The sequence below is a fragment of the Pigmentiphaga sp. CHJ604 genome (assembly GCF_036972535.1).
In the GTDB taxonomy this organism is placed as follows: Bacteria; Pseudomonadota; Gammaproteobacteria; order Burkholderiales; family Burkholderiaceae_B; genus Pigmentiphaga; species Pigmentiphaga daeguensis.
This window is the reverse complement of record NZ_CP136998.1, coordinates 5,172,918-5,191,782: the sequence shown is the minus strand read 5'-3', so window position 1 is coordinate 5,191,782 and position 18,865 is coordinate 5,172,918. Positions and strand designations below refer to the sequence as shown.

General features: G+C 63.2%; 22 protein-coding genes and 1 pseudogene. 4 read left to right on the top strand and 19 right to left on the bottom strand.

What is annotated here, in order from left to right:
* Position 1: 1 nt before the first annotated feature.
* The 13 genes from R4823_RS24865 to R4823_RS24805 form a co-directional block, all read right to left on the bottom strand.
* A complete protein-coding gene (locus R4823_RS24865) occupies positions 2–688 on the bottom strand; it encodes a phage baseplate assembly protein V (protein ID WP_338616461.1) in 687 nt (228 codons plus the stop codon).
* Between the two features lie 82 nt (positions 689–770).
* Positions 771–4,187, bottom strand: coding sequence for a hypothetical protein (locus R4823_RS24860; RefSeq protein WP_338616459.1), 3,417 nt, complete (start codon positions 4,185–4,187; stop codon positions 771–773).
* Positions 4,184–4,612 (bottom strand): hypothetical protein, encoded by a 429-nt coding sequence (locus R4823_RS24855; protein WP_338616457.1) that lies wholly within the window; start codon positions 4,610–4,612, stop codon positions 4,184–4,186. The genes R4823_RS24860 and R4823_RS24855 overlap by 4 nt, the downstream gene beginning before the upstream one ends.
* 66 nt (positions 4,613–4,678) lie before the next feature.
* Positions 4,679–5,128, bottom strand: a complete 450-nt coding sequence (locus tag R4823_RS24850; protein ID WP_338616455.1) for a phage virion morphogenesis protein — start codon at positions 5,126–5,128, stop codon at positions 4,679–4,681.
* Positions 5,125–5,625 (bottom strand): phage tail protein, encoded by a 501-nt coding sequence (locus tag R4823_RS24845; RefSeq protein ID WP_338616453.1) that lies wholly within the window; start codon positions 5,623–5,625, stop codon positions 5,125–5,127. The genes R4823_RS24850 and R4823_RS24845 overlap by 4 nt, the downstream gene beginning before the upstream one ends.
* Positions 5,622–6,164 carry a lysis system i-spanin subunit Rz gene (locus tag R4823_RS24840; protein WP_338616451.1) on the bottom strand — a complete coding sequence of 181 codons (543 nt, stop codon included), beginning with the start codon at positions 6,162–6,164 and terminating at the stop codon, positions 5,622–5,624. Before R4823_RS24840 ends, R4823_RS24845 begins: the two co-directional genes overlap by 4 nt.
* A gap of 7 nt (positions 6,165–6,171) precedes the next feature.
* Positions 6,172–6,726: a lysozyme gene (locus R4823_RS24835; RefSeq protein ID WP_338616448.1), complete on the bottom strand. Its 555-nt coding sequence runs from the start codon at positions 6,724–6,726 to the stop codon at positions 6,172–6,174.
* Positions 6,723–6,953, bottom strand: coding sequence for a holin (locus tag R4823_RS24830; protein WP_338616445.1), 231 nt, complete (start codon positions 6,951–6,953; stop codon positions 6,723–6,725). Before R4823_RS24830 ends, R4823_RS24835 begins: the two co-directional genes overlap by 4 nt.
* Positions 6,954–7,021: 68 nt before the next feature.
* The gene (locus R4823_RS24825) at positions 7,022–7,234 is read right to left on the bottom strand and encodes a tail protein X (RefSeq protein ID WP_338616442.1); all 213 of its coding nucleotides are present in this window, start codon (positions 7,232–7,234) and stop codon (positions 7,022–7,024) included.
* Complete coding sequence (locus tag R4823_RS24820) at positions 7,231–7,722, bottom strand: head completion/stabilization protein (protein WP_338616441.1); 492 nt, start codon at positions 7,720–7,722, stop codon at positions 7,231–7,233. Before R4823_RS24820 ends, R4823_RS24825 begins: the two co-directional genes overlap by 4 nt.
* A 92-nt stretch (positions 7,723–7,814) precedes the next feature.
* On the bottom strand, positions 7,815–8,534 hold the full coding sequence (gpM, locus tag R4823_RS24815) for a phage terminase small subunit (protein ID WP_338616439.1): 720 nt from the start codon (positions 8,532–8,534) through the stop codon (positions 7,815–7,817).
* 84 nt (positions 8,535–8,618) lie between these two features.
* Positions 8,619–9,629, bottom strand: a complete 1,011-nt coding sequence (locus tag R4823_RS24810; protein ID WP_338616437.1) for a phage major capsid protein, P2 family — start codon at positions 9,627–9,629, stop codon at positions 8,619–8,621.
* Positions 9,630–9,670: 41 nt separating this feature from the next.
* Entirely contained in the window at positions 9,671–10,495 is an 825-nt protein-coding gene (locus R4823_RS24805; protein ID WP_338616434.1) for a GPO family capsid scaffolding protein, read from the bottom strand.
* Positions 10,496–10,645: 150 nt separating this feature from the next.
* Here R4823_RS24805 and R4823_RS24800 point away from each other — a divergent pair, with 150 nt between their 5' ends.
* The 3 genes and pseudogenes from R4823_RS24800 to R4823_RS24790 all read left to right on the top strand — a co-directional run.
* Positions 10,646–12,493 carry a terminase family protein gene (locus R4823_RS24800; RefSeq protein ID WP_338616432.1) on the top strand — a complete coding sequence of 616 codons (1,848 nt, stop codon included), beginning with the start codon at positions 10,646–10,648 and terminating at the stop codon, positions 12,491–12,493.
* Positions 12,493–13,545 carry a phage portal protein gene (locus R4823_RS24795; RefSeq protein WP_338616429.1) on the top strand — a complete coding sequence of 351 codons (1,053 nt, stop codon included), beginning with the start codon at positions 12,493–12,495 and terminating at the stop codon, positions 13,543–13,545. Before R4823_RS24800 ends, R4823_RS24795 begins: the two co-directional genes overlap by 1 nt.
* Positions 13,546–13,612: 67 nt before the next feature.
* Positions 13,613–14,125: pseudogene (locus R4823_RS24790) on the top strand (DNA adenine methylase); the annotation flags it as partial.
* Between the two features lie 29 nt (positions 14,126–14,154).
* On the opposite strand, the gene R4823_RS24785 reads toward R4823_RS24790, so the two are convergent.
* From R4823_RS24785 to R4823_RS24770, 4 genes are all read right to left on the bottom strand, one after another.
* Positions 14,155–14,448, bottom strand: a complete 294-nt coding sequence (locus tag R4823_RS24785) for a hypothetical protein (protein WP_338616427.1) — start codon at positions 14,446–14,448, stop codon at positions 14,155–14,157.
* Positions 14,449–14,564: 116 nt separating this feature from the next.
* Complete coding sequence (locus R4823_RS24780; protein WP_338616425.1) at positions 14,565–14,978, bottom strand: type II toxin-antitoxin system HicB family antitoxin; 414 nt, start codon at positions 14,976–14,978, stop codon at positions 14,565–14,567.
* Positions 14,979–15,051: 73 nt separating this feature from the next.
* Positions 15,052–15,228 (bottom strand): type II toxin-antitoxin system HicA family toxin, encoded by a 177-nt coding sequence (locus R4823_RS24775; protein WP_338616423.1) that lies wholly within the window; start codon positions 15,226–15,228, stop codon positions 15,052–15,054.
* A gap of 389 nt (positions 15,229–15,617) precedes the next feature.
* Positions 15,618–16,205 carry a hypothetical protein gene (locus R4823_RS24770; protein ID WP_338616421.1) on the bottom strand — a complete coding sequence of 196 codons (588 nt, stop codon included), beginning with the start codon at positions 16,203–16,205 and terminating at the stop codon, positions 15,618–15,620.
* Between the two features lie 355 nt (positions 16,206–16,560).
* On the opposite strand from R4823_RS24770, the gene R4823_RS24765 reads away from it, so the two are divergent.
* Positions 16,561–17,913, top strand: coding sequence for an integrase arm-type DNA-binding domain-containing protein (locus R4823_RS24765; protein ID WP_087838531.1), 1,353 nt, complete (start codon positions 16,561–16,563; stop codon positions 17,911–17,913).
* On the opposite strand, the gene R4823_RS24760 is transcribed toward R4823_RS24765, so the two are convergent.
* Both R4823_RS24760 and R4823_RS24755 read right to left on the bottom strand, forming a co-directional pair.
* A complete protein-coding gene (locus tag R4823_RS24760) occupies positions 17,907–18,206 on the bottom strand; it encodes an AlpA family phage regulatory protein (RefSeq protein ID WP_087838530.1) in 300 nt (99 codons plus the stop codon). The two genes, R4823_RS24765 and R4823_RS24760, sit on opposite strands and share 7 nt — an antisense overlap.
* Positions 18,207–18,310: 104 nt before the next feature.
* Complete coding sequence (locus tag R4823_RS24755; protein WP_087838529.1) at positions 18,311–18,820, bottom strand: hypothetical protein; 510 nt, start codon at positions 18,818–18,820, stop codon at positions 18,311–18,313.
* Between the last annotated feature and the right edge of the window lie 45 nt (positions 18,821–18,865).

Below are 18,865 nucleotides of genomic sequence, written 5' to 3'. Positions count from 1 at the left end.
ATCATGCTTCGGTCGCCTGGGGCGGGTCGGTGTCGTCGCCGCCACGGGAGACGCCACCGTGAGGGTGATTGACCAGGCTCACGCCGTCCGCGATCACATCGCCATCGTTGACGCGGATCGTGCCTTGGATCGATGCCGCAGCGCCGGTGCTGCCTGGCCGGCCGGCCATGCCGGCCTGGTACGTGAGCAGGCCCTTCACCGTGCAGGCTCCTGTGATCGTGGTTTGGGCGGCGTCCAGTTCGATCACCGCCGATTGCACGGTCACCTTCGCCGGAGCGATCAGGTTGGCGGTGCCGCCGGCCGGCAGCTGGACGTTGAGGGCGTGGGAGGCGTGGTCGTAGCTCAACACCGCGCCATCGGGATAACGCCGCACGTGCTCGCTGGGGCTGCGCGAGGGCGGCGCGTTCGTGTCGCTGTAGATCGCCGGCAGCGCGGCGCCGGCGGCCAGGTCGCCGCCTGGCGACAGCAGAATGGTTTGCTCGCCCACGCTAGGCGGATCCCACTCCGAGGTGCCGCTGGCACGCGGCGCTACCCACGGCACCCAATTCGTGAGGATGCCGCCGACCGCCACACGCACGCGAGGGGGCTGCATATGGTCGCCGTATTGGATGTCCGCGACGCTGCCGAACCGGATCAGGTTCTGCAGCAAGCGGAGAATTTCGGCGATGTTGGTCGGGGTGGGCGGCATGCCCCGATAATCGCCGGCGCGCCGCGCGCGCGCGAGGAACCAGGAACCTATCCGGTGCGGGTAGGCTTGCGAGGCGCGGTGACTAATCCTTCGGGTCGCCGAGGTGCGCGTTATCGAGGTAGTACGTAGCTCCGCTGGACCCGTTTGCGATGAACACCAGCCGCGCGTAGGCCGCAGCGGCAGGAACCAAGGCCATCATCTGGAGCCGCGTCACGCTGGGGCCGTTGGAGAGGAACGCCAGCGGCCCTTCTGTCCTGCTCCATTCCGGGGCGGACAGCTCGACAAACGCGCCGTCCGTCCAGATCATGGCCAGTTGGACCCCGATATCGGCGCCGGACATGCGGAGCACGTCCAGGTAGGCGTACAGCGGCTCGCCAGGCACCACGCTAACGACGGAATCCGTGTCTTGCCTCCAGGTATGGCAGATGGCAACCCGGTTCGGCCCAGGTGGACTGTCGAGCCGCAGCGTGCCGCCAAAACTCTCGGACCATTCGACGGACGCGCCGGCGGGCCACAGATAACTCATCCAGCGCGCCTTCGAGGTCAGGAAATCCCGTGCATCTCCGCGCGGCAGCCGGTTTGCGTCGAACTCCGGCACGGGCGGTATCCACTCGTCCGGCGGATCGCCCAGCCAACAATTGTCGATGTAGTAGGAGCTGCCCGCCGGCGGATTGATGATGATGACGCCCAGCACCGCATATGCCGCGCCCTGCGGCGCCGTGGCTTGAAACCACGCCGTCGCATATGCGTCGTCAGGGATTGCGACGTCGTTCACGGGGGGCGGCTCGGCAATCGTCAGCCACGCCCCGTCGCTGTCAGCCCAAATGAATCGGACCCGTGCCCGCCCTGAGTCTCCCGCAGCACGCTTGACCTGGAACGCGCCGTACACCACGCTGCCCGGCGTAACCGGCACCATCGTCGTATCGCCGACCCAAGTGTGGCTCACGCCAATCGAGTCGGCCGCCGCGCTGGCGGACAGGACCATCACGCCGCCATCCACCGAGGACGCCGCTTTTGAAAATCCAGCTGGCGCGATCAGGTTCACCCAGGTGTTCAGCCCCGCACCGAAGCTGCGGGCCTGCTGGCTCAGTTTGTTTTTGTCGGGTGGCGGCACGTCCCCCATGTACGGATTTTTGATCAGGAATTGGGCACCCGCCTTCGTTGTCGCGCTCGAAAACGAGACATGCATCCGGGCCGCGGTCGCGCCGGGTGCAATTGTGACGGTGCGGGCGTGCCGGATGTAGCCGAGCGTGCTGACGTCGAGGTAGACCGAGTCCCAGCTCGTCTCGATGATCGATCCGCCGGAAATGCTATCCACGTTGATGCCGACCTGCACCGGCCCGCTGCCCTGGACCTGTTTCAGGTCGAATGCGACATAGATTTCATCGCCCCCTTCGACGTTTGGCAGATCGCCGGTGTTGGTGAATCCATTGGCGGCGTCCAGCCCGCCATCGATGGCGGCTGTCGCCCGGAGCGCGAACGTTCCATCGTCATCCTGGACAGTATCCAGGGTGCCGCTCGTGGTCAGCACCCAGTTCCCCACACCATCATCGAATTCGACTCCCCCTTGCATCCAGTTGGCCGTATGGGGGATGGCCCGGATGATCACGTCGTCGTAGGCCATACCCTGATCGGTTTCGCATTCGTAACGGATGCGGTAATCCTTGTTTTCAGGCGGCCGCCAATTGAGTTGCTGGGTGTCGCTCAGTTCGGTGCCCGCGTCATCCGAGACCGGCTCGTACTGCATCGCGTAGACTCGGCTAATGAAGTACTCAGCGCCGGCAAGGGGCTTGCTGATGCCGACCCCGACCACCGCGTAGGCCGCGCCTGTCGGCACCTCGATCTGGTAGTAGGGCGCGACGTACCGTGCGACCCGAATGCGGAAAATCGCCGCATCCATCGAATAGTTGATCATGCTCCCAGCCGCATCCACCCAAACGATGAACATGCTGGCGCCGTTGTTGATGAGAGTGGTGGGGTTCAGCGTCTCGCTGTTCTGGCGAACGTAGGCCTCGACATAGAGCTGGTTTCCTGGCGTTACCGGAATGCGCAGTTCCGTGTCGTCCGGAGCGCAGTGGATGGCACCGATATACCAGTCATTGTCCTCCCCCGTCACGGTGTAATGCATGACGCCGATGTTCCCGTTCTCGGCGTCCGTGGCCCAGCCCAGGTCAAACCCAAAGTCCGGATATCGGTTGGTGAATATCTTGCGCCAGTTCGAGATGCCGGCGCCGAAGTTGCTGGAATCACCGGCCGGCATGATGTTGTCGATCCCGCTGATCTCGTCAGGCGTGTAGGACTTGTACGAGTTTTCGATGAACCACTTGCGCGACAGCGCGACGGCGCTGCCCAGTTGCTCGGCGGCCGTGCGCTTGACGGGTCGGTTGTCGTCGTGGGCGTAATTGTCGATGCCGACGTTGACCAATGGTTCGGCGATCACGTTGGGCGGCGCCACGTAGTCGATACCGGCCACGCCCTCTGGGCAGAAATCACCGTGCGGCGGCGCTCCGCGCCAAAAATAACCATGGCCGGCGCCGGTTTCGTCGAAGATGCCGCGCGTTGGGTAATTGGAGCTTGCATTGGCGATCCAGCCAGTGCGGCCAACGCTTTCAACGTATTGACTCGCGCCGGACCAGAAGCACGCGCGATCACCGACATCTGCGGTCCCACCCCACAGACGCGGGTACGGGTCGATATAGGCATCGGTGAGTTGCAAGGGCCCCTCGATCGCGGGGCTGCTGATGATGCTCAAGATGCGCGACGAGTCGCTGGAGAGCGACGAGGTGTATTTCGAGTACCGCCAGTTCACGCGGTAATGCTTCATCTGCTTCCAGCGGCGGTCCATGCGCACGTCGCCGCCGCCATACATGCCGACTTGGTGGGTTGTCTGGAAGGTGCTATTGGCGACATTGAAGCTAGTCAGTCCGGAGGTGGCTTGCACGCAATCAGCATGCCGAAAACCGTCGGACTGGGATTTGTCGGGCACTTGCTCGGTGGAAATGATGAACCGGCAATTTTGCAGCGTCAGGTTGACCGATGAACCATCCCAAAGGTCCAGGGTCTCGACACACCACCGGCCATGCAGGTGGAGCCCTTCAAAGTAGACGATGCGGAAATCGCCTGACAGCTCCATCGCGGTTCTGAAGATGTAGTAGCCGCCGTCGTCCTCATCGAAGCCTGGGTACACCCAAGGCGTGTCAATATTGATCTCGCCGCCGATCCATGCCAAGTTGATGGCGTCCTGGGCGTTGAGTCGGATACGTTTGTTGATCGGCCCAACCTGCTTGATGACGTAGTTTCCGCCGGGCAGCAGTATGTAGTCGGGTACCGAGGCGTGGTCCCAGTCCTGGTTCGTCCACGATCCATCAGGGATGTTCCAGGTCGTGCCGCCAATCTCTATCACCGTCCAGCCGGTGGTATCGGGGCGCGTCCAGCGCAGCGGCGGCACCACCGGTTTGTGCCTTAGACTGGCCGCCACGGTGGTAAGGGGCAGTTTCACGGCTGAACCCCGCCGAGAACGATCCATGCGCCCTCCGATGCCTGGATCAGCAGCATCGCAATGTTCTGAGCGGCGACCAGGTACGGGGTATTCCCCAGCAGCGTCACGTCGCTGGCGTCAACCATGAAGCCCTCGGCCCCCTCCCCGAATATCATGGTCTGAAAGCCAGGGGGCAGGCCCGTGGCGGGGAGCATCACAATGGCGCGCTCTGGATTCGTCATGCGGACGATCTTGCCCGCATGGTTCACGTCAAGTGTCAATGCCGCTTCGGGAACCTCGAGCGGCACCACCGTGGAAAGATAACTTTCGAATCTCGCCCTGGGAACGAGCCGGTTGCCGGCTGCAACGCGGGCGAGGAAGCTGAGATCTTCCGGTAGATCTCCGCTGCCGGTAACTTTCTGGAATGCGTCGGTCTTCTTGTCCATATCGCCGATCATCCCGGCGACCTCGTGCGCGCGCGAGAGTTGCCGTGCCTACCCAAACCGGGGACGCTACGCGAGACGCAGCAGTCGGTCGATGATCATGTCGCGGTCGGCACCGGTCAGGCCGAGCAGCCTGCGGCGGGCATACCGCACGGATGCGCTCGAGGGCGCGCGGCGGTCTACGACGTCGACCAGGCCGTCCTGGTGCACCCTGGCTATGCGTTGTACCCGGCCAGCGAACACCACCGTTGCTTGGGTCGGCGACGATTCGACGCGCAAGTAACGCGCGGTGCGCAACCTCTTGAACATGGCGCCGCGCAGGCGGCCCTTGCGATCACGCAGCTTCTTGCGCGGCTGGTAGGCTGACCCGTCCGGGTCGCGCTGCCGCCCGATTCGCTTGGCCTGGCTGCGGCGCAGCTCCAGCGCGATGTCGCGCATGGCGGCGCGGGTCTCTGCGGGCGTGAATCTGGCGAGGATGGGCGCGGCCCACTCAGCCATCAGGGTGAGATCGTCTCTCACTTGATCTCCGGCGCGACGGTCCACTCGGCGAGCTTGTCGTCGCCGTCGTACAGATCAAAGCCGGGTGTGCCATAGGCCGGGGCCGGCAGCGGCTCGGCGACGTGCTCGGCCTGCAGCCGGACGCGGCCGCCGGCGCCGGTGGTTTGCGTGACGGCCACACGCTCGGTGAGATCCAGATCGATAGCGATATCGCAGGTCTCGTGATTCAGAATGTCCACCTCGAAGCGGAACGCTTTCTCCCGTTCGTTGGCATTCAGCGCCAGCTCCGGCTGGTGGATCTTCAGCCACGCCAGGATGGGCACCATGATGGCGTCGGCACTGCCCTGGTAGTCGGTAAGCAGCAAGTGCAGCGTGAAGCGGTATTCGAACGACAGCGACTTCGTGCCCGCGGACACGATTTTCCCGCTGTCGATGAACACCTGCAGCTTGTCGGGCTCGCGCTTGAGTTCCGGCACCGCGCCGGTCAGATGCTTGCGCAGGCTAGCGGGCTTTTTCACGGCTGTTCACCCCGCAGCCGGTCGATCTCCGCCTTGTACTGCTGCAGCGTCGCACGCGCTTCGTTGTAGAGCACGATCAAGGCGTTGCGTTCTCGGATGGCGTCGTTTCCCTCTGCGCCGATGGAGACAAGATTTTCAGCATCCTCTGGTACAAGTTCGGCTCGCGGGGTTTCGACAGGTTCTCCGGAAGGGGCGGCAGCTCCGGGACCGGCGGCAGCACTGCACGTGCTGTCGGTAGCGACTGACAAGCGCACAACACCAGTGCGCAGCTGGCCGCGCAAATGATCGATCTCAGTACGGGCATTGTCGTTTTCTCCTTTCACCCCGGCCGCGGTAGCGACCGCCGCGGCGAGTTTCTGGTCGGCAGTGGTGGCGGCGGTCTCCGCCTTCGCCGTGACAACCTCGGTATGGGCCTGGATGGCCTGGTCGGTGGCCACGGCCTGGGCTTGTGCGACGCTTCGGCCCGCCAGGTACGCGGCCCAGTGGCTGACGGACAGAACGGCAAGGGCCAAGAGGGAGACGGTGACGGCTCGGATCATGTGGACCTCACTGTGCCGCCAGGCACGCGGCGTGGCGTTCCAGTTGGCGAGTCCAGACGCCCTTGCAACCCTTCGGCCCCCAGTTCTGCGGGAGCCTGCAGTCGCGGCCGCCCTGGAACCGCCAGTTCAGCAGTGCACCGCAGGCGTCGCGGTAGCGGCCTGCGATCAGCAGCCAGCGCATGCTGGACGTGGTCCAGTTTCCGATGCCGAACTGTCCGACGAAATCCAGGTACAGGTCGTATTCCTCGGGGTACAGCTCGACGCCGGGCAGCGATGCGCGAAATTGCCTTTCGTCTCCGCTCATGAGGTTCCGCGCGAGCTGGACGGCGCGTTCTCGGCTGATCGGCGGATCTTGCAGGGTCACGCGGCGGCCGTCCTCGTAGCGGGTTGACCCATGCCCGATGGTCGGCACGTCGCCAGCGGTAGGAATGTACGGGTGGAGCAGCTCGGTGCCATCCTGTGCCATCGAGATTGGGCCGTCTCCCTCGCTGGCGGTCCACGTCGCTAGGCCCGCCGCGCTGATGGTCAACAAGGCGACGGCGATGCGCTGGCGGACGCTCATAGCTCGCACGCATCGCGCATGGCGGCCAGCCGCGCCGCGTGGAGTTCCCGCTCGCGGCGATCACGGCGGCGCTGGAAATACCAGTTGACCACCAGGCCGGCGATCGCAATGAGCACGCCGGACAGGCCGATCCAGTTGCCTGATGCGAGCCACGAGAGCACGCCAGCAGCCGCCCCGACTTCGGTCGTGCGGTTGCCCACGTTGACGGCGATATCGTCGGGAGGCATCGCTATGCGCCTCCCGGCCGGTATGAGCTGCGGGCCATGGTGGCGGCGCGTCGGTTGTTCATGTCGGGTCAGTCCCATAGCTGAACGGTTTCGATGGTGCCGGCGGGGGTGGCCGGCATGTCGGCCAGGTCGACCTCAGCTCCGAGCGGCAGGACCGGCCCCAGGTCGGCCAGGCCTCGGTTGCGTTCGTAGGTTGCTTCCACCACACCGCCGTGCGTGGTGCCCAGGTAGCGGTAGCACAGCAGGTCCACGGTGTCGCCTTGTTGCGCAATGACCTTCATATGAGGTCCACCGTGGTGCGCCGGGCGCCCTTGATGTCCTGGATCGCCCAGGCCATGTTTCGGCGTTGCTCGGCAATCTGGTCGACGAGCTGCTCGGCATCCTTGTCGCCCTGGGCGCTGGTGTCGTAGTCGCGGTATCGCTCGATCAAGTCGGCCTTGGCCAGGCTGTACACCGCGCGCAGGTATCGCTGTTCGTTGATCGACTTGCCATCGATCTGACGCGCGGGCACCGCCGCGAGCGTTGCATAGCCCTGGGCGCGGCGGGCGGCTTCCCACGCCGCGAGCTGATCGATGACAAACGCCAGTGCCTCGACCACGGCATGGCGCAGCCGCTCTGGGGTGACGGTCCCGTCCAGGCGCACCGTGGCACGCATCAGCGCAAGATCCACCGATGGCCAGAAGTCGCCGGCGTCGACCTGATCCTCACCCGCCGGATCGGAGGGCGGGACAGTCACTACCAGCGGCGGTTCGGGAGCGATGAAGGACATGGTGCGTTCCAAGTCGGCGGTGGCCGGCGCTCGCCTGGAGATCCTCGCGGGTCTTCAGGCTCGCGCCGGGCCGCCGGGCACGTCGGGGGTGCTCAGGTGGACTGTGCGCCAGCGGCGCGCAGTGCGTTGATTCGTCGTTCGATCCGTTCCAGGTCTTTCTTGACGCCGCAGTTGGCATCGAGGCCGAGGGCGGTCCCGAGCCAGTGCTGGATGGCTTCCAGAGCCGGCTGGTCGAACTTGTCGAGATCGGGCGCCTCGCCCGTCTTGACCTTGCCCAGGAGCGCGTAGCCGATGGCCTTCTTGAGCTTGGCCCGCGCCTGGTCCGGGGCGTCGACCGTGATCGTGAGCCGGTCCACGGCTTGCAGAAATTCCACGGCTTCGCTCCCGGCAGGGACCAACCCGCGAAGATATGCGCCCGAAATTTCGTCGATCAACACCACGGCCGGCGAGCGCCGGTACTGGTCGGCCATCTGCAGTCCATGCACGAGCACGTAGGCGCCGATCTCCAGCGCGCGGCCGTAGTTGCCCGCGTCGATGTGCCAGATCATGAGCGTGGTGATGACAAGATCCTGGGCGCCCTTACCCTCCTGGAGGGCGGCGTCGATCCAGGCGTCGTACTCGGAGACGATCTGACGCTTGACCTCGATCTTTTGCTGGATCGACTGGATGCTGTGCAGGCGGCGCCGGTGTTCGGCGAGCTGGGCCAGCATGAGGTCGTAGGCGCTGCTCTCGACGGCCTGGCCGTGCTCGCTTTGCGCCTGGGCCTTGAGCGCCATGGCGCGTGCACGATGTCGTTGGGCGGGACTGGGCATGGTGTTCCTTGGACCTCACTCGCCGGCGGTCGATGCTGCTGACCGCCGGCGGCTCGGCACTGCTCTCGCGGGGGGTGTATAGGATCAGGCGGGCAACTCGATGTTCTCAACGACGCAGCCGAGGCCATAGTCCTCGACGACGAAGGCGTCATTGGAAGATTCGAAGTTGTCGATACGATCGCGCTCCGGGTTGTCCTTCAGCATGCGGCGGCGGGCGCCGGCCTGGAAATAGATCGACAGATTGTCGAAGCGCGTCACCATCAGCGCATTGGCTGGGAAGTACGGCACGGTCGCCGCCGCCAGGCCGCCGACGCGCTTTTGGCTGATGACGATGTCAGAGGCCAGGACCTCGGTCGGCTTGTTGTCCTGGTTGACCATCGGGAAATACTTGTCATGCAGCAGGCCACGGCCAAGCATCACCACCAGAGCCGTGTCGTCTTGCCACCATGGATCGAGGAGCTGCAGCGCGTCGTAGACCACCGCATCGAGATTGGCATAGTCGGCGCCGGCACCGCCGACCTTAACCTTTCCACTTCCCGTCACGCCTTCGTCCATGACCCGTTCCGACGCGTTCGTGCGGTACTTTTGGAGCCAGCCGATGTTCACGTCCTGCAACAGCGGATTCGTGGTCGGGTTCGTGGTGGCGGCCACGCTGGTGCCGTTCCAGCCGACCATGATGCGATCGAGCGCATGGCGCTTGACGATCGCATCACGGACGCGGACCTGGAAGTCCGGGAACTTGGCCCACGCATCGAGCTGGGCGTACTTGAGGTACGTGTCGTAGTTGGTTTTCTCGCAGCGGTAGCGATCGCCGTCCAGCGAGTGTGCGGGGCGCGGCACGCGCGGGTTGGTGTCCGTGTTGGTACGGCTGGCAATCGGCCCGGAGATGCCCAGGCCGATTTTTTCGCCTTCCTGTTCGTCGACGGGGTGGATGTTGATCTTGGAGAGGAAGGCGCTGGTTTCCTGCAGCTTGGTCTCCAGCGTCTGCTGGACGCTGGGGTCAACGCTGAAGGTGGCGGCGGCGTTCTCCACGCCGTTGAGCGTGGCGATCTGTTGAGCGTAGGCCGAGAAGGCGACGCGGGTCTGGTTACGCATGTGGGGTCCTGTCGGGAATGGTGGTGGCTGGCGAGAGCGCGTTAGAAGTCCGTTTTGACGTTGCCCTGGCCGCCAGTCGCGGGAGGCCGCTGCGAGTGTTTGGACGAGCCGTCGAGCGAGGCTTTCAACTCGTTGAAGGACTGCTGCAGCTTGTCGACGTCCTGGCGCACCGCCGCCACATCGGACGCCGACGCCTTGTCTTTGTTGAAGGTGTCGAGGCGCTGCTGCACCTCGGTGCCGAGGAGTTCCACGCCCTTGATCATGTCGTCGTAGTCCGCCTGGGATTCCTTGTCGCGCTTGGCGAACAGACCTTTCACGAAATCGACCAGGCTGGGCTTGTCGGCGGGGTCTTCGACTTCCTCGAATTCCAGTTCGGTTTCGATCGCGGCCGAGAAGAGGTTGTCGGGTGTCAGCTTCCGGCTGGCAAACGGGTTGCTCTCGGGCTTCTGGGCCGCGAATGACAGGATGTCCGTGCCCAGGCTGGCGGGACTGTCGGTCACGCCCAGGCCGACCAGATACGCCTGCCCGGACTTGGCAAAGTTCGGGTCGATCTCCATCGACGAGTAGATTTTCTGCTTGGCCTTGTTCATTGCTAGCAGGGCCTCGGTCGGCTCCAGCACGGCATACAGGCGCATCTTCTTGTCGTCGCCTTCTTCCGCCGAGAGCGCGAGCACATCCCCATAGGCTTTGAACGGGCTGTCCGGCAGCGTGCCGCGGATGTGCTCCAACCAGATCCGGGCGCCGTACTTCGCACGGTCATAGGTGGCGGCCATCTGCTGCAGCCAACTGCGTTCGATGTTGCGTCCGTCCGTGGTTGCGCCTTCGGTGGCGATGCAGAACGGCTTCGATTTGAACTTCTTGCTCATGGCGGTCTCGCTGACGCGGCGGTCGGTGGTTTATGGCTGGAAGCATGGTGGGCGACATCCCGCCAGCACTCAAACACCGCCGTCCTTACCCGCTACGGATAGAGCGAGACAGGATGGTTTCGCGCGCGCGCGGAGGGCAGTCTGGCGGCCATGCTCACCGCCGATGCAACCCGACCGACCCACTCTCCATCACCGCTCGATCTGACCGAGGCGGATGGCGACGTTCGCAGCGTGGCTGCGCTGCAGGTTCAGCAGCTCGCTGGCGATGCACAGAAGCGCAACTCGGCGCGATTCCTGTACTGGCAGGGTTGGCGCATCACGTCCATCGCCGAGTACCTCGGCATTCCACGCACCACGATCCATAGCTGGAAGGACGGCGAGGAATGGGACAAGGCCAGTCCGCTTGACCGTGTCGAAGGGGCGCTGGAAGCGAGGATGGTCAAGCTGGTTTTGAAAGACAGCAAGACCGGCGGCGACTACAAGGAAATCGACCTGCTCGGGCGCCAGCTCGAGCGCACGGCCCGCGTGCGCCGGTACGGGGAGACTGGGAAGGAGGGAGACCTCAATCCAGCTATCGCCGCGCGCAACGCCGAGCCCAAGCGCCGGCCGACGCGCAATGCCTTTACCGAGGCGCAGGTCGAGAAGCTGGAAAGCGTGTTCCGCGACAGCCTGTTCGGCTACCAGAACGTGTGGTGGCGCAACGGGCACCAGCGCACGCGGATGATCCTGAAGTCGCGCCAGATCGGCGCGACGTGGTACTTCGCCCGTGAAGCGTTGCTTGATGCCATCCTGACCGGCCGCAACCAGATTTTCCTGTCGGCGAGCAAGGCCCAGGCGCACGTGTTCAAGCAGTACATCATCCAGTTTGCTCTGGAGGCTGGCGTCGAGCTATCGGGGGACCCCATCGTCCTGGCGAACGGCGCACACCTGTACTTCCTGGGGTCCAACTTTCGCACGGCGCAGAGTTACCACGGGAATTTTTATTTCGACGAGTTTTTCTGGACGCAGAAATTCGAGGAGCTGAACAAGGTCGCGTCGGCCATGGCCACGCATAAGCAGTGGCGCAAGACCTATTTTTCGACGCCCTCGGCCATGTCGCATGCCGCCTATCCCTACTGGACCGGCGAGCGCAAGAACCGGAACCGCAAGGCGGCCGACAAGATCATTCTGGACCTTTCACACAAGGCGCTACGCGGCGGCGCGCTGTGCCTGGACCGTGTGTGGCGCGACATCGTGACCGTGGAGGATGCCGAGGCCTCGGGGTGCGATCTCTTCGACATTGCGGAGCTGCGCGACGAGTATGCCCCGGACGAGTTCGCCAACCTGTTCATGTGCGATTTCATCGACGACAGCGCCTCGATGTTCCCGCTGTCGGAGATGCAGGCGTGCATGGTGGATTCGTGGGTCGAGTGGGCCGACGACTTCAAGCCGTTCACGCAGCGGCCCTACGGCCACCGGCCTGTGTGGGTGGGGTACGACCCGGCCCATACCGGGGACTCTGCCGGCCTGGTCGTGATCGCGCCGCCGGCCGCCCCCGGCGGCGTGTTCCGGATCTTGGAGCGCATCCAGTTCCGTGGCATGGACTATGAGGCCCAGGCCGAGATGATCCGCCAGACCACCCAACGCTACAACGTGACGTACATGGCGATCGACGCGACAGGGATGGGCGCCGGCGTTCTGCAGATCGTCCAGAAATTCTATCCGCAGGTGGTCGCGCTGCAGTACTCGGTCGAGCTGAAAACACGCCTGGTGCTGAAGGCCAAGCAGGTTATTTCCAAGGGCCGCCTGCAGTTCGACGCCGGCCATGTCGATATCGCGCAGGCCTTCATGGCCATCCGCAAAACCCTGACGGCCAGCGGCCGGCAGGCCACCTTCGAATCGGGCCGCACCGACGCGACCGGCCACGCCGATCTGGCCTGGGCCGTCATGCACGCCCTCGATAACGAGTCGCTGGCTGGCGAGGTCCAGGGCAGCGGCAATGTACTGGAGATTTTCTGATGACCAAACGCGCACGCGGCAGGCCTGTCTCGATGACGGCGGCGGCCACGGCCACGCCGATGCCGGCGCCGGCCGTGCAGGCATTCAGCTTCGGAGACCCCGAACCTGTGATGGATAGGCGCGAGATCCTCGATTACGTCGAGTGCTGGATGAACGGCCGATGGTACGAGCCGCCGGTGTCCTTCGATGGTCTGGCCCGCGCGTTCCGCGCTGGCGCGCATCACAGTTCGGCGATCTACTTCAAGCGCAATGTCCTGCTGTCGACCTTCAAGCCTCACCGCTATCTGAACCGCGAGACCTTCAGCGCCTATGCCCTGGACTATCTGACCTTCGGCAACAGCTACCTGGAGCGCCGAGTCAGCCGGACGGACAGGACGATCGCACTGGAACATGCGCTGGCGAAGTACATGCGGCGTGGCGCCGAACCAGGGCAGTATTTCTTCGTGCGCGGCTGGCGCGACGAGCACGAGTTTCCGCAGGGCGAGGTGTTCCACCTGCGCGAGCCCGATGTCAACCAGGAGATCTATGGCCTTCCGGAATATCTCAGTGCTCTGCAGGCCGCCTGGTTGAACGAGTCGGCCACGCTCTTCCGGCGCAAATACTACAACAACGGAAGCCACGCGGGCTTCATCCTGTACATCTCGGATCCGGCGCAGTCGCAGGAGGACATCGATGCCATCCGGGCCGCCCTGAAGTCGTCGAAGGGGCCGGGCAACTTCCGCAACCTGTTCCTGTATTCGCCGAACGGCAAGAAAGACGGGATTCAGCTGATCCCGGTCAGCGAGGTGGCGGCCAAGGACGATTTTTTCAACATCAAGAACGCCAGCCGCGACGACGTGCTCGCTGGCCACCGCGTTCCTCCCCAGCTCATGGGGATCATCCCCAGCAACACCGGCGGATTCGGCGCAGTCGGGCCGGCCGCCACCGTGTTTGCGCGCAACGAGATCGAGCCGCTGCAGCAGCGGTTCCGGGCTCTGAATGAGTGGATGGGCGAAGAGGTGGTGCAGTTCGATCCCTACGTTATCCCGCAGATAGGAAGCGTCGCACAGTAACCAGAGACGGGCGACCTAGCCGGGTGCGCTAACACCCGGGGTCGGCCCCAACTCGCAGATCACGCGTCCGCAGACGTTGACCGATATCCAGCGCGCCGCGCGCTTCTACTATCTGCAGCAGAACACGTTCGGGGGGAAAGTCGACGGGCAGAGTTTCGGCACGGCCACGACGACGCCCCCGGGCTTGAATCTGTTGCGCCTGGAGGAGACGCTGTCAGCCGCGCACCTGCGCCTGGCCGGCGCCTACATCGAGCATCTGCCATGGCACGAGTGCATGGCGCGGTATGACCGGCCGCACACGCTGTTTTATCTGGACCCGCCGTACTGGCAAACGGAGGGGTATGGCGTGGCCTTCGAGTTCGAACAGTACGAGCGGATGGCCGCGCTGATGCGCGAGCTGCGCGGCAAGGCCGTGGTCAGCTTGAACGACCATCCAGATATCCGCCGGGTGTTCGAGGGGTTCGACATCGAGACGCTGGACATCACCTACACCGTGGGCGGCGGAGAGAACGCCGTGAATCGCCAGGAGGTCGTGATCTACAGCTGGGACCGGCAAGCCGAGCCGGCGGGCCTCTTCTAAGCCCAGGCGCGCGCGATGTCTCGGGCATGTCATGCCCCGGGTTCGACGAAGAACACCGCACATGGCAGATCGTCGAGGCCGGCCAGGCCAGCCGCTCGCGCGCGGTCAGTGGCGAGCAGCCACCTGCGCGCGGCCAGGTACTCGTCGTCGGAAATGTTGGCCGCCGTAGGCCCTTCGACTTTTTGCCAGGCGCGCCAGGCGACCAGCACGCCGCCGGCGCCGCCGAGGCCGCAGTCGAGGGCCTGGCGGAAACGGGATTCGGCGTGGTGTCGCTCCCGCGATGTCAGGTCTGGGTAGTCCAGCAAGGTGACGGTGTAGCTCATAGCCGCCTCGATATGCTGTATGGATGTACAGTATATCGCCGGCGCCTACTCGGAAAAGTGGCCTATGGACTGCGCTTGATAGCCGGTAGCTTGCATCAGAACCACCGCTGGCGCTTTTAGCGCACCGTCAAGCTCAGCTCCCGGCCCAGGCTGGCCAGCGCGGCAGCAATGGTATCGATCTTGGTGGCATGGCCCAGGTCCATGATGCGGGTGACTTCCTGCTTACGAGTTCCCAGCCGGCGCGCGAGTTCTACCGGCGCCACGTCCTGGCGAACCATTTCGTTGAGCAGCAAGACCTTCGCCCACAGGCTCGCGGGCAGCTCAACCAGGACCTCGCCAGCCTGGGCCTCGGACGGTAGGGGTACGGCCCGCCGGTCCTCGAAGTAAAAGTCCATGGCCGTGCGCAATGCATCGGCCGCTGCGGCTTCGGCTTCATCGCGAGTATCTGCAGCGGTCAGGGCCTCGGGGATGTCGCGGAACGACACCATGAAAACATTGCCATCCGGTTCGATTCGAGCGGCGTAGCGCATCTGATTACCTCTTTGCGTTTGCGTTCGGTGGTGCGGTGAATGCATGCGGGAAGCCCCTTGCGGGGCCTCCCAATTACCTGATCCCCAACTGCTTGAGAATCGTCTTTCTCAGCCCTTCCCCAAGCTCCTGGCTTGGGTGCCTGGGCAGGGTAGTCTGCTTGCCCTGGTAGTACACCTTTGTGTGGCCGGCGCCTTCCTTGAAGGTGGCGCCCTGGGCAGCTAGCCATCGCCGGAACTCGCTAACTTTCACCTCACCCCCGCGTTTGTCGATTTGCGACCAGTGTAAACAAAAAAGATTACCAAGTAAACAAAAAAGTTTACTCGCTTCAATGGATGACGGACCTCACCGCGCGTGGAGTTTGAAGCGATTGCCGCGGCAGGGAAGAGGGCAAGGCCGGCGGCGTGCCGATCGCGCCGCTACGGGCCGCTATGCAAGCCCCAGGGGCACGGCCGAGCTAGACCGAGCCAAAAATTTTCAGAGAAGCCAGCTGGGGGCGGCGGCGCGCGGTCGTCCCCCCACCGCGCCTGCCCGCTTCATGGGGCGCTTTCGACGAGGTTGACGGACCGTGCCGCGGCCTACTGTCATGTAGCGTTCGGACGATCGCGAATCGGTTCGCGGACGACGGAATTCGACGGATTTCAGACCGCTTGGAGGATGGTGTAAATGATTGCGCCGACGCCGTAGAGCAGGATGAACCACAGCGCCCACATGATCGGTCGAGGTGGGCGGGCGCTCGGTATCATGGCAAGAATTCTTACCGGCCCGGCATCGCATTCATAGCTGGTGTTGATTCCGGAGAAGATCAACGGGGGTTGGTACAGGTATGCGATGGTTATCTGTTTTTTTGCCCCGAGTTTCGGAAAAACAAGCTCAGTGCCGCCCCCAGGCAGCTTTCGCACTTCGTGATAGGTGTCTGGGTGTACAGAGAAGTTCGGCAGCGTCTGATGTCCCAATACGAGGTTCGTCACGGGCTTTCTGCTCGGGTTGGTGACGACGATCGTATGGGTAAAGATATAAAACGGTTGAAATGCCGGTGCAGCTTCGGCTTGGCCTGCGGGTGAGTGCTGGGGCAGCTCGGGGACGGCAAGTGGGCGCACCAGCGTTGATGTGGCATGGCCCAAATAGGCAGTTACCCGCGCACGCTCTTCGGCAACGCGTGTGATGAGAGCGCCGAGACCGAGAGTGATCACCGGCGTCGCAATTTTGATTACGAGATCCCAATCCATGCCTTCATCCGAGCGATGTCGTGACACAAGGTTACACTGGTTCGGAGGGGTGGTGCCGGGCGCGAGTGTGCTACAGCCGATGTTGGTACTTTTGTTGGTATTTCTCGGCCCGTTGCCGGGGTCGGGCCTGATGTAACGCCATTTACACGGAAGATTCGATAGAGCCCCAGGCCACCATCCCCCTTTCCCATCCGGTTTCACAAAGTCCCATTTTCCTTGAGAAAACATGGGCTTACGCCAGAAGCCTGTCCCATAGCGTTGCATCGGGTTCCACCGAATCCCGGGGTTTTTGTTCCCCGACGTGTTCCCTTACCCTGTTCCCTGTCTATCTGGGGAACACGCCGGGAGCGCGGCTATGAGACTCACTGCCAAGATCATCGAACAAGCCCAGCCTGCGGACAAGGAGTACCTACTGTCCGACGGGGACAAGCTCTATCTTCGTGTCCGTCCAGGCGGCGGCAAGAGCTGGCAGTTCAACTATCCCAGCGTCGACGGTAGGCGGGTCAAGCTGACGCTGGGTCCCTACCCGGAGATCTCTCTGGCCGGTGCCCGAGACCTCGCGGCGGAACAGCGGCGGCACCTTGCCATGGGCAAGGATCCTCGCGTCAGAAAGCATGAAGAACGCCAGGAAGCCGTGCGCCAGGCGCTGGCCACCTTCGAGAAGGTGGCGCGCGAGTGGCATGCTCACGCGACCGAGCTGCACGAGTGGAGCGAGAGCTACAGCCAGAAGATTCTTCGGCAGCTGGAACTGCATGCCTTTCCCAGACTGGGGCGCCACCCCATCAACACCCTCAGCCAGATGGATGTCCTGCAGTGCCTGGAGGCGGTCTCTCTGGCCGGCACGAGGGAGACCGCCATCCGCCTGCGCGAAAGCCTGCAACGCGTTTACGCCAGGGCCGTCACAGTCGGCGTGCTGGAGCCGGGCGAGAACTTCATGGCCAAGAGCGTTGCCGACTTCAAGTTGCGCACCCCTAGGGTGAAGCACTACGCCACCATGCTCGATCCCGAGAAGATCGGGAAGCTCTTGCGCGACATCCGCGGCTACAAGGGGCACTACACCGTCTGCTGCGCTCTGCAGATCATGCCCTACGTGTTCCAGCGGCCCGGTCAGATACGCATGATGGAATGGGAGCAGCTCGACCTAGATGCCGGCATCTGGACCTGCCCTCCGCACATCATGAAGCTGCGGGAGATTCACAAGTTCGACAATCAGACGCCCCCGCACATCGTGCCGCTGCCGCGTCAGGTCATCGAGATCCTTACCCGGTTGCACACGATCACCGGCCCATCGGGACCTGTGTTCAAGAGCGTATCCCGCCGGCGAGGGAAAGACGGCTTCTCTCGGTACATATCGAACAACACGATGAACAGCGCGCTGCGCGCCTTGGGCTACGACACCCAGCAGGACATCACCGGGCATGGCTTCAGGGCAATGGCCCGAACGCTGATCCGTGAAAAGCTCGGTTGGGACAGGGAACTGATCGAAAAGCACCTGGCGCATGTGTCGGATGAGGAACTGGGTGATGCCTACGACCGAACCCGCTTCATCGAACAGCGCCATGCAATGGCGCAGGCATGGGCGGACTACCTGGACCAATTGGCGGACAACAAAATACCACCGGCCCGGCGCTTCACCCCTACGCTATTAGTCAGAAACCACCCCGACATTGACGACGGCCTCTCTGCCTCGCCGCCTACGCTTCAATAGCGTACTTGGCGCACCTTGGCACCCAGGGCAGTGGTAATGGTCTTGCAGGACTCCATCAGCTTGAAACCTGCTGGATCCTGTGCCCACTGCTCTAGATCGCTGCGGCGCCAGCCTTTCGCCGCACCGCCCAACGACACAGGTGGGGGGAAAGCGCCGGCCGCGATGCGCCGATAAAGGCTAGATCGGCTTAGTGACGTCATGCGCAGCACGTCACGCATGCGGTAGAACATGGGCGATGCGCGATGAGGTTCCGAAGCAGATTTTTGGGGCGCGTGCTGTTCGGTATGAAACATGCGGGTCTCCGGGTGTTCCCTCCAACACCAGATTGCCCCAAATGAATTCACATGCACACATGCTCCAGCGTAGTACAGCGAAGAATAGACTCTCGAACGAACTGTTAGGGCTCGTTCTCGACCCTTTCCAAGTCCAAGTCATCCAACTCGTTCTGCGGATCGCGCCGATAAATTCCAATGACAGTCGACCATACGAAAAGGCCGAACTCATAAAGCTTGCGAGTCTTCTCAAGCGTTACTTGGCTGACCTGCCAGTGTCTGCTGCCGTCGCTCGTTAAACCGAAGTGCCTACAGTGATCGTAAGTGTCAGCGAACTCTCGAAACTGATCTTTCAGCTCGTGAGCGAGTTGATGCTCATCAACGAGAAACTCGAATATCTTGAACGGTGAGGGCACTCGGTTGCCGGGAACAGGATTGTTCTGGCCAAGCAGTTGCGTCACGCTTAGTCCGATGGTGCATATGATGAACACGCACCTCTCATGAAAATGATCGACGTCGCTGCCTTGCGCGAGATCGTTCGTAAGCGCGGCCCAATAGAGCTTGGCCTGTTTGAGCGAGTACAACTGAAGGTTCGTATCCTCGCCGTTAGAGTCGATGAGGTAGTAACGGCGCATTGGATGGACCTCCAGGCAGGGCTAACTGACAACGACACGTGAGCC